The 13,322-nt window shown below is 61.3% G+C and carries 6 protein-coding genes and 3 tRNA genes; 4 read left to right on the top strand and 5 right to left on the bottom strand.

All coding sequences use genetic code 11. The features are described 5' to 3' along the window. Nucleotides 1-274 precede the first annotated feature (274 nt). The 3 genes from OQE62_RS14460 to OQE62_RS14450 all read left to right on the top strand — a co-directional run bounded on the left by OQE62_RS14460 (nt 275) and on the right by OQE62_RS14450 (nt 5,772). Nucleotides 275-5,326, top strand: a complete 5,052-nt coding sequence (locus OQE62_RS14460; RefSeq protein WP_265722754.1) for a flagellar motor protein MotB — start codon at nt 275-277, stop codon at nt 5,324-5,326. Between the two features lie 268 nt (nt 5,327-5,594). Then, nucleotides 5,595-5,671, top strand: a tRNA-Met gene (locus tag OQE62_RS14455). Between the two features lie 12 nt (nt 5,672-5,683). Beyond that, nucleotides 5,684-5,772 (top strand) — tRNA-OTHER (locus OQE62_RS14450). Between the two features lie 117 nt (nt 5,773-5,889). On the opposite strand, the gene OQE62_RS14445 is transcribed toward OQE62_RS14450, so the two are convergent. From OQE62_RS14445 to OQE62_RS14425, 5 genes are all read right to left on the bottom strand, one after another. Further along, nucleotides 5,890-7,266 carry a tryptophanase gene (locus tag OQE62_RS14445; protein WP_265722753.1) on the bottom strand — a complete coding sequence of 459 codons (1,377 nt, stop codon included), beginning with the start codon at nt 7,264-7,266 and terminating at the stop codon, nt 5,890-5,892. A gap of 418 nt (nt 7,267-7,684) precedes the next feature. Continuing rightward, nucleotides 7,685-8,713 (bottom strand): zinc-binding alcohol dehydrogenase family protein, encoded by a 1,029-nt coding sequence (locus OQE62_RS14440; protein WP_265722752.1) that lies wholly within the window; start codon nt 8,711-8,713, stop codon nt 7,685-7,687. A 58-nt stretch (nt 8,714-8,771) separates the two neighbouring features. Further along, nucleotides 8,772-9,128, bottom strand: coding sequence for a VOC family protein (locus tag OQE62_RS14435; protein ID WP_265722751.1), 357 nt, complete (start codon nt 9,126-9,128; stop codon nt 8,772-8,774). 40 nt (nt 9,129-9,168) lie between these two features. Further along, complete coding sequence (locus OQE62_RS14430) at nt 9,169-10,296, bottom strand: PepSY-associated TM helix domain-containing protein (protein WP_265722750.1); 1,128 nt, start codon at nt 10,294-10,296, stop codon at nt 9,169-9,171. 330 nt (nt 10,297-10,626) lie between these two features. Then, entirely contained in the window at nt 10,627-12,732 is a 2,106-nt protein-coding gene (locus OQE62_RS14425; RefSeq protein ID WP_265722749.1) for a TonB-dependent receptor, read from the bottom strand. Nucleotides 12,733-13,115: 383 nt separating this feature from the next. Between OQE62_RS14425 and OQE62_RS14420 the strand changes: the two genes are divergently transcribed. After that, a tRNA-Met gene (locus tag OQE62_RS14420) sits at nt 13,116-13,192 on the top strand. The last annotated feature ends 130 nt before the right edge of the window (nt 13,193-13,322 follow it).

Below are 13,322 nucleotides of genomic sequence, written 5' to 3'. Positions count from 1 at the left end.
CCCCTCGGGACAAATCGGCAGGACCGCTGATTTGGACGCCGCAGGCGCCCGCGGAGCGGGTGAGCGCCAGGGATGGCGCAAATCAGTGGGGCCGGGGGAGAGGGTGGCCGATGGTGCCCCCTCCTCTTCCCTCTCCCCCAACCCCTCTCCCAGTGGGAGAGGGGAGCGAGGCCGCGATCCCGGGGTCCGGGTCCCGATGATCCCGGGGCCCGTAGCCTGCATCCTCGCCTTACTGCTCGCATGTCCGACCCACGCACAGGAGCCGGAAGAAACTGTGCAAGCTGACGCGCCCTGGTGGCAGGTCTGGAAACAAATCCCCGGTCTCACTCCGGAAATCGAGGAGCCGGAAGTCGAGTACGAAGAACAGCCGGTCGGCAATAACACCGAGAGCATGATGCTGGGCCAGCCGCGCAAACAGTGGGTGCAGGATGCCACCTTGTTCTCCGAGGCAATGGAGCCGGTGGTCGAGGACGATGCGATCGAGCCGCTGCCCTATGAATCGGTGGACGATCCGGTCAGTGAAGAGGCGGTGGAGACCCTGAAGGAAAAGCTGGACTCACTCGGGGACAAACACAACCTGAAGCTGCACTTTATCGGCCACACCGATGCGGACTCCCTGACATCGCAGCAGCTCGCCGAGTATCTCGACAAGAAAGAGTATTCCCGCGCGCGGGCAAAACATGTGGCGGAGTTTTTCCAGCTGGCGCTGGAGCTGCCGCAGGAGGCGGTGACCTTCGAGGGGCGGGGCGATGCCGAGCCGTCTTCGGACAATATCACTTCAACCGGTCGCGCCCTGAATCGCCGCGTGCAGGTACAGCTCAGTTACGACGAACTGGACGAGGAAGCCCAGGCGGAAATGATGCGCGCCCAGGCGCTGCAGCTGAACCGCGTGAAAGTCTGCCGCCAGGAAACCGTCTGCCGCCTGCACTACCAGGCCGGCAGCGACCAGCGCGCGCGCATCAAAAATCTGGTGACACCGCTGCGCTGGGAGCCGGGGCAGGTGGATCTGCCCGAGGCCTTTGTGCGCCGCATTCGCCAGGTGCGTGCCAACCTGGCGGACAAGAACAACCTGGTGATTCATTTCGTCGGCCACACCGATGCGCTGCCGCTGCCGGAGGGGCCGGCGGAGCTGTACGACGATCATATGGCCCTGTCCCGCGCCGAGGCGCGCCGTGTGTCGCTGGCGGTGCGCGATGCGTTGGGATTGCCGGACTACGCGATTACCAGCAGTGGCAAGGGCGCCACCCAGCCGATCGCCGCCAACGACACGCCCAAGGGGCGCTCCCTGAACCGGCGCGTGGAAGTGGAATTCTGGTACGACGACCCGATGGAGACCGCCGGCGACGGTGTGCAGGCCTGCCCGGAAGCGGCCAGTGCCGAGACCATCACCATCGCCCACGAATCCCCCGGCGGTGAGATTCCGCCGATCCGTTTTGAAAGCGGCGATCCGGCCATTTCCGAGTCGCAATTGATGCGCATGAAAAGCGCCATGGCGGAAGTGGCAGACAAGGCCAATGTGCGGCTGAGCTTCGTCGGCTACAGCGATAACGAACGCATGGAGCGCCGCGAGGCAATGGTCTATGGCGACGATGTGGGCCTGTCCCGCGCCCGCGCCCGCCGCGCCATGGAGCAGGTGCAACAGCAGCTCGATCTCGGCGAAGAAGAGGTGGAGTTCGAGGGCAGGGGCTATGTGCAGTCCGACGATGTGGTGGCCACCGGTTTTATCGAGATGGACGGCGCGCGGGTGGAAGTGCAGGTGCTCTACGACGAGCTGGCAGTGCTGGCGGACAGGGACCGCCTGGAGATCGAACGCATCGAGCGCGAGGCGCTGGCCTACAATCCCTACTCGTTGAACCTGATGCGCATCACCGTGGATGGCGAGCCGGAATACGATCCCTACAAAAACTCCGCCGACCTGCAGCGCTGCACCGACGTGGCACTGGAAAATGCGCATATCCAGTTCCGCTTCGACAACCAGAAGATGTCGCCGCGGCTGAATGTCAGCGCCTATCCCAGCACCATTCGCTACGCCGACGATCCGGAAACGGAAGTGGCCGATAACCGCGTGCGATTCAAGAGTTACAGCAACTATCCGTCATTCGTCGAGCGCGCCGAGGTGCGCCTGTTCGAGGAAGACCAGTCCCTGCGCGACGAGCCGCTGGCCGTGGTGGAACTGGACCGGCGCGGCGAGGGCGAATGGCAGGCGGACTTCGAGGAGTTTCGGGCGCCGCTGAAAAAGGTGCAGTACCTGCTGCGCGTCTACGACAGCGAGGGCCGCTACGACGAAACCGAGGCGCAGAACCTGTGGCTGGTGGACCGGCTGGAGCCGTCGGAAGAACCGCTCGACCCGGAACAGGAGCTGCTGGTGGGCTACGGTGAGAACCGCCTGGCGCGCCGCAACATCCCGCTTGACGGCAACACCGTGCTGGTCAACGGCTCGCAGATTCCGGACGGGCACACCGTCTGGCTCGCGGGCAACCCGGTGCCGGTCAACGGCCAGGGCGAGTTTGTTTCCGAGCAGATTTTCTCCCGCGGCCTGCACACGGTGGAAGTGTCGGTACTGGACGAAGAGGGCAACGGCGAACTCTTCCTGCGGGACCTGCGCTTTGCCAACAACGACTGGTTCACCGTCGGCATTGCCGACATGACCATCGCCGCCGACGACACCAACGGCCCGGCGGCACTGGTCACCGGTGACGAGACCCACTACGACAACTCCGTCAGCTACGACGGCCGCCTGGCCTTCTATACCAGTGGCGGTTTCGGAGAGGGCTGGCGCCTGGCCGCCAGTGCGGACACCGAAGAGGGGCCGGTGGACGACCTCTTTTCCAATTTCATGGAGAAAACCCCGGACGCGCTCTTCCGCCGGCTGGACAGCGATCTCTACTACCCGACCTTTGGGGACGATTCCACCGTGGTCGAGGAAGCGCCCACGTCCGGCAAGTTCTACGTGAAAGTCTCCAATCACGACGACTATGGCCTCTGGGGCAATTTCAAGGCGGCCTATACCGACAACGAGCTGGCGCATATCGATCGCGCCCTCTACGGGGCCAACGGCCACTACGAGAGTGACGCAGTCACCAGCTTTGGCGAGAAGCGTTTCCAGATCGATGCCTTCAGTGCCGAGCCGGGTACCATCGCCGGTCGCGACGAGTTCCGCGGTACCGGCGGTTCCCTCTATTTCCTGCGCCACCAGGATATATTGAACGGTTCCGAGCGGCTGCGCGTGGAAGTGCGGGACAAGGATTCCGGCCTGGTATTAGGAGTCAAGAACCTGACGCCGGTGATCGATTACGATATCGATTACATTCAGGGCCGCGTGCTGCTGAACCGCCCGCTGTCTGCGATTGCCAACGACAACCTGCTGATCCAGGACGGTTCCTACAACGGCAATCCGCAGTTTCTGGTGGCGCGCTACGAGTACACCCCCGGCTTCCAGAAAATCGACACCCTCGCTGTCGGCGGCCGCGCCCACTACTGGCTCGGCGACCACGTCAAGCTCGGTGTCAGCGGCACCCAGCAGGATGAAGAGGATAATGAAACCTCATTGCAGGGCGTCGACCTGACCCTGCGCAAGAGCGCCAGCAGCTGGCTGAAACTGGAAGTGGCCGACAGCCAGGGCGGCAACCTGGATGCCACTTCCTCCTACGACGGCGGCTTCAGTTTCAACAACCCCAACCTCAATGGAGGGGAGCCGATCGACCCGGATGCCAAGGCCGGCGCACAGCGGCTGGAGGGCAGCCTGCAACTGTCGGACTTTTTCGAGGAGACGCGCGGTTCCGGTACCTTCTACCACCAGGAGCGCGAGGCCGGCTTCTCCGCGCCGGGACAATTGGTCAACGGCGAGACCACCCAGTACGGCGCCAGCGTCAGCGTGCCCGTCGGCAGCCGCGCCGATGTCAGCCTGAAGGCGGACAGCAAGGAGCAGGAATACGGCCTGCAGACCACGGCGGTGGATATGGCGGTGGGCTATCGCATCAACGATCGCTGGCGCATGACCACCGGCGCCCGCGCCGATACCCGCGAGGATTATTCCGCGGTAGTGCCGGCCACCCAGACCCAGGGTGACCGCACCGATATGGCGGTGGAAGCGGCCTACGATTCCGGCGAGGACTGGAGCGCTTACGGTTTTGTGCAGGGCACTGTGGAAGTATCCGGCACCCGCGAGGAAAACAACCGTATGGGGCTCGGCGGCGCCTACCGCGTCAGCGAGAAGCTGACGCTGGACAGCGAACTGTCCGGCGGCGATACCGGCACCGCCGCGCGCGTGGGTACCGACTACCTGGTGACCGACAGGACCAACCTCTACCTGAACTACACCCTCGACAACGAGCGCACCGATACCGGACTCCGTTCGCGCAAGGGCAATATGAGTACCGGCTTCCGCAGCCGCTACACCGACAGCCTGAGCATCTACGGCGAGGAGCAGTACAGCCACGGCGATGTCTCCACCGGCCTGACCCATGCGCTGGGTATGGACCTGGCGCCCAACGACCGCTGGAATTACGGCACCAGCGTGGAGGCCGGCACCCTGGAGGATCCGCGCACCGGCGCCAAGACGGATCGCCGGGCGCTGGGGGTGAATATGGGCTTCAGCGACGACGATATCCGCCTCGCTTCCGCGGTGGAGTACCGCACCGACGCGATGGAGACGGCCGCCGACGAAGATACGGTGACCGAGTCCGAACGCCAGACCTGGCTGCTGAAAAATACCGCCAGCTACCAGGTGAGCCCGGACTGGCGCATCGTCGGCAAACTCAATTACTCCGACAGCAAGAGCTCCCAGGGCGAGTTCTACGACGGCAAGTTTACCGAGGCGGTGATGGGCTACGCCCACCGTCCGGTGGACAACGACCGCTGGAATACGCTGCTGAAGTACACCTACTTCTACAATGTGCCCACCCGGGACCAGGTCACGGTACAGAACACCGCGGCGGAGTTTGTCCAGAAGAGTCATATCTTCTCGGTGGACACCAGCTACGACGTCAGCCGCCGCTGGACCCTGGGTGCCAAATACGCCTACCGCCTCGGTCAACTGAGCCAGGACCGCCAGGACCCGGAATTCTTCGACAGCCGGGCCCACCTGTATGTGCTGCGCGCCGACTGGCATTTCGTCAACCGCTGGGACCTGCTGATCGAGGGCCGCATGCTCGACCTGCCGGACGCCCGGGACAGCCGCAGCGGCGCGCTGATCGGTTTATACCGGCATATGGGCAAGCACCTGAAGGTGGGTGTCGGCTATAACTTTACCGACTTCTCGGACGACCTGACGCAGCTGGATTACGACAGCCAGGGTGTTTTCCTGAATATGGTAGGCAAGCTCTGATTTGGGTTGATGGGCACGTCGCTGCGCTCCTTTGACTCGCGCCATCCCTGGCGCTCGCCCGCTTCGCGGGCGCCTTTGGCGTCCAAATCGGCAATCCCTGCCGATTTGTGCCCATCCTACGCTATTGCCCCACACGTAGGATGGGCAAAGCGCAGCGTGCCCATCAGGATCTACAGAGAATATTCAACGGGAGTCTGGACATAGCGGAGCTGTACCACTAGAATGCGCAGCCTCTTCGGCGCTAGTTGAACAAAGCGCCAACAGTTGATGCGGGGTGGAGCAGCCAGGTAGCTCGTCGGGCTCATAACCCGAAGGTCGTAGGTTCGAATCCTGCCCCCGCTACCAAATTCAGGTGTCAGAGGCATCGAAGTGGCCCGACGAGTCGGGCTCACTTTCTTCTTTGGCTGGCCGAAGGTCATAGGTTCAAATCCTGCCCCCCTCTACCAATTTCTTTGCTGCTGTTCGCCAGCGAGGCCCTCAGAAACCTGCAATGTGAATAGCAGGGGTTGGTTTACAATTCTCGGGCCCCGTGCCTTGCTCAACGGAATCTCCGACCGCTCGGTTTAATCCAGGGGGGCGAAGCGCGCGGTAAAATGCCTTAAATGCTCTGGTGCCCAGGTTATCTTGTAACCGCGCAAGGTGCTTTTTCGCTCGACAATATTTTCCATGCTTGCGAGCACATGATCCAGATGCGCCCGGGTGTAGACGCGGCGGGGAATCGCCAGGCGAACCAGTTCCATTGGCGGATGGCGCCACTGGCCGTTGTCCGGATCTTGATGGGCGAAAGCCACGGAGCCCAACTCTACGCCGCGAACGCCACCTTCCAGATACAGTTCGGAAACCAGCGAGATACCGGGAAATTCCTCTACCGGAATGTGTGGAAGAAAAGCGCCGGCATCAATATAGATTGCATGCCCCCCTATCGGTTTAACAACCGGAACTCCCAGCGCGGCCAGGCTTTCCCCTAAATAGGCTGTTTGCTTGATCCGGTACTCCAGATAGTTCTCGTCCAGTCCTTCCTCCAACCCCTGTGCCATTGCCTCCATATCCCGCCCGGCAAGACCGCCATAGGTAGGGAAACCCTCCTTCAGGATCAGGGTATTCCTGATGTCGGTAAACAATTCTCTATCATTGACGGCCAGAAAGCCCCCTATATTTACGAGTCCGTCTTTCTTGCCGCTCATGGTGGCTCCGTCCGCCAGGGAGAAAAACTCCCGAGCGATAGTTTCGATAGACTTGTCGGCGTAACCGGCTTCGCGCTGTTTTATAAAGTAGGCGTTTTCCGCATAGCGACAGGCATCGATGAAGAACGGAATACCCTGACTCCGATATATTTCGCTGATTCCTCGCAGGTTTTCCATGGAAACCGGCTGCCCGCCGCCGGCATTGTCGGTGATGGTGACCATCCCATAAGGGATGTTTTCAGCTCCTGTTTCCTCTATCAGTCTACGCAGGGCGGCAAGATCCATATTGCCCTTGAAAGGATGTTGCTGCGCGGCGCTGGAGGTGCCGCTCGCGCCCAGGTTTACCGGTCGTCCACCACATACCCGGATATTCGCTTCGGTAGTATCAAAATGGGTATTGGATGGTACAACGTTTCCGGGCTTCACCAGTATACCGCTCAGGATATGTTCAGCGGCCCGCCCTTGGTGAGTCGGTACAAAATGCTCGAAACCGAACACACGCTCGACCACTTCTTTCAGGCGGTAGAAGGACGTTGCTCCGGCATAGCTTTCGTCTCCGTTCATGATCCCTGCCCATTGAGCTGAACTCATGGCTCCGGTACCGGAGTCTGTCAGCATATCGATATACACGTTATCTGCAGGAACCATAAAAATATTGTAATCGGCTTTAGTCAGTGCTGATATTCTTTCTGCGGCTGTGAGCCGCTGAATCGGCTGAACAGACTTGATGCGAAATGGCTCTTCCGGATATTCCATTTTCTTTTTCTCCCTGCTTTGAAGATTTTTGATTCTAGGGATGCAATGGAATAAATGATACAGGCGAGGTCGCCGGCTTCATCGGCGTTATGCTAACTATTTAGCAGAAATACAGCTGAGTTTTTTCACGCCAGTGAGAGAGTGCCCCTCCAGGGTAGGGAGGCTGAAGCTATAGTGTAATTTTCGATCCGCGGGTACGTCTTGGGTTGGGCTTCTCGAGAATTTCCTGCGTATGACGGAACTAGTGGTCCATGCGGTAAATTAAGTAACACTATCTCTTCGCCACAGGCCCCAGTGCTGCGTTGAAAAAGCTTGAATTAGCGCTGCTAGTCCTGCGCTTTTTCGCCTTGCCTTGGAACCTGTGGCTGTGAGCTAGAGTCACCGAATTTACCGCATGAACCACTAGGGTCGCGTAATTCTACTCCCAGCCACTCAAAACAATCTTGCCAATTGTTCGACCACCCTCAACCAACCTGTGCGCTTCGCGCAGGTTGGCTGCATTGATCGGTTCCATCACCTGGTTGACGGTCGTCGTGAGTTTACCGCGGTCGATGAGTCGGCTTATCTCGTTGAGAATTTCCTGTTGTCGAATCATGTCCGGTGTCTGGTACATGGCGCGGGTAAACATGAATTCCCAGGAAAAAGTGGCGCTTTTGCTTTTCAGCAGGTTCAGTTGAAGGGGCTCTTTATTGTCGACGATCGAGCAGATTTTCCCCTGGGGCGCTATGGCGCTGGCCATGGCGCGCCAGTGCTGGTCGGTGTCGTTCAGGCAGAGAATATAATCGACGGACTCGATGTAGAGGTCGCGCAGCTCCCGATGCAGGTCGTTGCGGTGGTTGACCAGGTGGCGCGCGCCCATCCGTTTGACCCAGATGCCGGATCTGGTGCGGGAAGCCGAGGCGATCACCTTGAGCCCGGCCAGCTTGCTGGCCAACTGGACGGCGATGGAGCCGACCCCGCCGGCGCCGCCGATAATCAATATGGATTTGCCGGCATCGTCGCCGCGCGGTGATATTTCCAGTCGGTCGAACAGGGCCTCCCAGGCGGTGAGACCTGTCAGCGGTAGGGCGGCGGCCTGTTGGTAGTCGAGGCTTTTCGGCATCCGCCCGACAATGCGCTCGTCCACCGGCTGCATCTGGCAGTAGCTGCCCGGCCGGGTGATATCGCCGGCGTAGTAGACGCGATCGCCCACTGCGTAGTGTTCCACCTCGGCACCCACGGCGAGCACTTCGCCGGCGGCGTCCCAGCCCAGGATACGGGCCTTCTCTTCTCTCGAGGTATCCCCGGGTTTGGGCGCGCGCACCTTGGTATCCACCGGGTTTACCGAGATTGCCTGCACTGCCACCAGCAGATCCCGGGAGCTGGTCTGCGGGCGGTCGACATAGACATCCACCAGCGAGTGTTCATCCTCGATGGGCAGGTATCTGTAGAGGCCGATTGCTTTCACTGCGTGGTTTCCTGTCCCTGTGTGATTGGGGCCTGAATGCGCGGATTCAGGTTGGGCCTTATTCTTCCTGCCGAAACAGCATCTCTACCTTGAGGCCGTCGGGGCCGGCAACAAACACCTGGCGGTCGCCGGTGGCGGGGACGGTCGTTTCGCGATAATCGGCGCGGTGTTGCTGGAGCCGGGATATCAGTTGCCGGTAGTCGGCGCCCTCGATGGCGACATGGTCGAACGGGCCACTGCCTATTATGTCACCAACTTCCACCACGTGAATCATCGGTTGCCCTTCGCTGTAGAACCAGGCGCCGGAAGAATTGAAAGGCGGGCGATAGCCCTGCTCCAGGCCGATCACCCGGGTCCAGAAAAGGGTCATTTTCTCGAGATCGGTAGCGCGCACCTGTACGTGATTGATCTGCATTTTCCCTCCCGTGAAGATACAGATGATAGCGCCTTTCGCGTCAGGCGTTCGCGGGTTTCAGTGCGCGGGCGCGCCGCAGCGGACGGCGCTTCTTCCACCAGAGATAGACGCCGGTGGCGAACAACAGCGCGGGCATGAGACCGGCGAACAGCACCAGCCAGCGGCCGAACAGGCCCAGGGCATCGCCGTTGTGCAGCGGGAATTGCCAGCGCAGCACCTTGTTGCCCGGCGGGATTTCGGTGACGTCCCGCACCATCAGTACTTTGCCGCTGTACTGGTCCAGGCGCACGAAGCTGGCGCCGTAGTTGCGCCAGGGTTCGCCGTCAGCGCGGAACGACAGGCCGTAGCTGTCGCCGGCGTCGCGCGGCAGGTAGATGCGTTTCAGCTCGCCGCCGGGAAACGCGCCGCGCCCGATTTCCACGATGGTATCCGGGTTCAGGGGCGTGCCGGTGTCCTGTCGGGAACGGGGCAGGGAGGGGCGCGGTTCGGTGGGCAGGAATGTGCCGACCACCGCCTCCACCTGTTGCGGGAATACCAGCGTCACGCCGGAGAAGGCGGTCAACAGCAGCAGTGGCAGGAAATAGATGCCGGCTACCTTGTGCAGATCGAAATAGAAACGGAAGCGGTTGCCATCGCGCTTGATGGTGAAAGCCCGCTTCCAGCGGCCACCGCGGCGGCTGCGGCGCGGCCACCAGATTACCAGGCCGCTGATACAGAAGAGCATCAGCAGCAGGCCCACAAAGCCGACAACGGTTTTACCGGTCTTGCCGGTCAGCAGTGTGTAGTGCAGCCGGTAGATCCAGGTCATGGTGTATTCGCCCCAGCCGCGCACTGCCAGTACTTCGGCGTCGGTGGGGGAAACGCTCACTTCGATCGGGCCCGGCGCGCCCTCGGGCGCAGGAAAACGCACGACAAAGGGGCTGCCCTCGCCGCGGGGTGTCATCAGGCGCTGCGGCTCGCTGCCGGGCACGGCTTCGCGGGCGGCTGCCAGCACCTCGCTGTAACTGGCCGGTTGTGCACTCGGCTTGAAATCGACCGTGCGCGGCGCGAGTTTTTCATCCAGCGCGTGATCGAATACCAGCAGGCTGCCCGTGAGGCCGATCAGGGACAGCAGCAGGCCCAGGGTCAGGCCGGCGTATTTGTGCAGGGGAAAAAAGAATTGCCGCATGGATTTTTACATTGCCGGTTTGCCTGCAGTTGCGCCCCTCTCCCATTGGGAAAGAGACCGGGGGAGAGGGCGCGCGGATACGCCACCAGAGCCGGTATACCGGCGAATGATAACTCAAGTTTCGGGGTTCGATTCAGGGAGCTGGAGCGGGGTGCGCCTTTCTGGGACACGCCGTGTATACGTCCCTGTAGGCTTGTCTGCGAGGTGTCCCGGCCGCTCCAGGTATTCACGGCGCCTTCGGCCCCTCTCGCAGACAGTCCCAGAAAGGCGCACCCCGCTCCAGCTTGTGCCACTCGCGAGCACCACAAACTCCGAAACTTGAGTGATAAGTCAGAACAGGCGCGAGTAGGACAGGTTCACGCTGCGGCCCAGGCCCTTGAAGTTGCGCGTATCCTGGTACGCGACACTGGTGAATGTCTGGGAGTAGTAGGTGAAGTAATCCTCGTTGGTCAGGTTCTGCACTCCCAACGTGAAGTCGCCACCCAGTGCTTGCAGGTTGGCACTCAGGTCGATGGTGGTATAGCCGTCGAACTCCGAGTAGGTGTTGCCATCTCCATCCTTGAAATCGCGGCTCAACAGCCAGTTTGCCTGCAGTCGTGTGCTGAGGCGATCGCTCCAGGCGCGGCTCCAGCTCAGGTTGGCGCGGCTGGGGGCAATGTCGGCTCCACCCTGGTCTCGGTCCACTTTGCCGTCGCCATCGGAGTCGGATTGGCCGTCGGTCTGGGCATAACGCAGTTCCAGTGTGTCGGTTTCGCTGGCAGACCACTGGCCGCGGAACTCCAGTCCGTCGATTTCGGTTTTCTCGCGCTTGAGGGTATAGATCCCCCTGGGGTCCGCCTGCAGCCGCTGGCCAAAATCGGAGTCCGAGCGGTAGTAGGTGACCTGCGCCGCCAGCCCGGCACCGCTGTATTCGATACCGATCTCTTCGTTATCAGTGATGATGGGGGTCAGGTTCAGGAAGCTTTCCACATCCTGTCCCGGCTGGTCGATACCGCGCAGAGCGCGACCCACGTCCGGCATGGAATAGCCCTCGGCATAGTTGGCGAACAGCCGCCAGGCGTCGTTGAGCTGGTAGGTGGCGCCGAGGTTGCTCAGGGTCTCGCTGAATTCGGGTTCTCCGCCCTCGACAGACTGGCTGCCGTACTTGGCCAGGGTGGTGAAATCGTCCACTTTGAGTCTGGATATTTCGCGGCGCAGCCCGGCGGTGACTGCCAGTCGGTCGATGCCGCTGAACTCGAGCTGTGCGTAGGGGGCGACACTCTCGTAGCGGGTTTTCGGTACCCAGGTGCGGTTGGTGAGGATCAGCTGCTGCCAGGTCTTGTCTTCGAGCAGGTCCAGGCCGTAGGTCAGGTTCACCGGCGCGCCGGCCAGTTGATCCGCGATCAGGGTGATTTTCACCCCGCGCTTTTCCGAGTTGTTCTGCGACTGGTCGTAGATGGTCTCGCCGTAGGTTTCGAGATCCTGGAAGGTGGCGCTGTCGGTAGCGCCATAGGTGCCGGCAAAATCCTGGGAGAAGGCCTGAACCCGCAGCTTCTGGCCGAGCAGGTCTTCGTTGCTGTACTGCAGGTTGACGGTGGTGGCTTCGTTGGAGGGGGATTTGCCGGGAACTGCGCCCTCCTCGGCAGTAGTGGGGATACCGGCGTCCCAGTCGCCGTCTACGGAAACCCAGTTGGTACTGCCGGACAGTTCGTAGCGGTTCAGGGTCAACTCCAGCCGCTGGTCGTCCCAGTTGTGGCCGATTTTCACAAAGGCGTTGACCGTCTCGCTGTCCATGGTATCGCCCTGGGTGTTGTCGAAACCGATAACATCGCCGTTGGCGTCGTAGCCGAGACCGGTATCGCGATAGGTCACGCTGCCCAGCAGATCGAAGCTGTCGAACTGGCCGGACAGGCTGTAGCTGCCGCTATAGCCCAGGCTCTCGCCGGTATCCTCCGGCTGCAGGGCGGACTCCAGCCGCAGGCTCTGTTGCAGCTCATCGCTCGGCTCGCGGGTCACCAGATTGATGATGCCGCCGGAGGCGCCCATGCCGTGGATGGCGTTGGCACCGTGAATCACTTCCACCCGCTCCAGCATCAGCGGATCGATGGTGTGGCCGTCGCGGCCGCCGCTGCGCAGCGGGTTGGACTGGGGGACACCGTCGATCATGTACAGCGGTTTGCGCCCGCGCAGGCTCTCGCCGGAGTTGGTCATCTTCTGGCGCGCTGGCGAGAAGCCGGGAATCAGGTTGCCGAGCACCGTGGACAGGTCGCTGGTGGCGCTGAGCTGTTCCGCCAGCTCCTCCTGGTCGATCAGGGTGACGGTGTTGGGGATGGTGCTCAGGGGCTTCTCTGTGCGGTTGGCGGTGACGACAATCTCCTCCTCGATGGTGCGCTCGTCGGCAACGCCGGCGGAGGAAATCAGGGAAATGGCCAGGGCGAGCGTGGTGCGGGTGCGCATACAGAGAAACTCCTGTTTTATTGTCTGGCTGACGCGACACTGCGGTCCCCTGCCTTTTACCTTCCTGCGGTCGGGGGCGGGGACTCTCGTCGTGTCCTGTCGGGATGGGTGCGGATATTAATGCAGTTGAGAATGTTTATCAATTGCGGTGAGATGCCTGGCGCCGCAAATCTCCCTCCGCAGCAAAAGCGGATGGAGAGTTGAGAGCGCTGGCGGGCACCGCCTACACTGTGCCTCGCAGCGCCCCGCAGCCATGTGAATATAAATGCCAGATGTGACTTGACTCCCCGGGGCGGCGCCCCTAGAATGCGCAGCCTCTTGAGCGGTTGGGGCAACCCATCGCAGGGGAGCGAAGAGCACCAGGCTTCGTTTCCCAGAGTTGTTGCGGGGTGGAGCAGCCTGGTAGCTCGTCGGGCTCATAACCCGAAGGTCGTAGGTTCAAATCCTGCCCCCGCTACCAAATTTTTGCTGTGGGAGTGAGCCGTGCTCGCGATTTCGCCTGCAAGGCAGGCTCCCGCAGGCGGTCAAAAGCCCCTGTAAGGGGCTTTTTCGTATCTGCAACAAAAAAGTTGCGGATGCTTTCGAAGTGG

Source organism: Microbulbifer halophilus, assembly GCF_026183675.1.
Taxonomy (GTDB): domain Bacteria; phylum Pseudomonadota; class Gammaproteobacteria; order Pseudomonadales; family Cellvibrionaceae; genus Microbulbifer; species Microbulbifer halophilus.
Note: the sequence above shows the minus strand (reverse complement) of the source record. Positions and strands in the feature narration are given on the sequence as shown.

Excerpts from the sequence above, each read along its gene's own strand:
- OQE62_RS14430 (WP_265722750.1), bottom strand. The coding sequence starts at position 10,296 with ATGCGGCAATTCTTTTTTCCCCTGCACAAATACGCCGGCCTGACCCTG.
- OQE62_RS14445 (WP_265722753.1), bottom strand. The coding sequence starts at position 7,266 with ATGGAATATCCGGAAGAGCCATTTCGCATCAAGTCTGTTCAGCCGATT.
- OQE62_RS14435 (WP_265722751.1), bottom strand. The coding sequence starts at position 9,128 with ATGCAGATCAATCACGTACAGGTGCGCGCTACCGATCTCGAGAAAATG.
- OQE62_RS14425 (WP_265722749.1), bottom strand. The coding sequence starts at position 12,732 with ATGCGCACCCGCACCACGCTCGCCCTGGCCATTTCCCTGATTTCCTCC.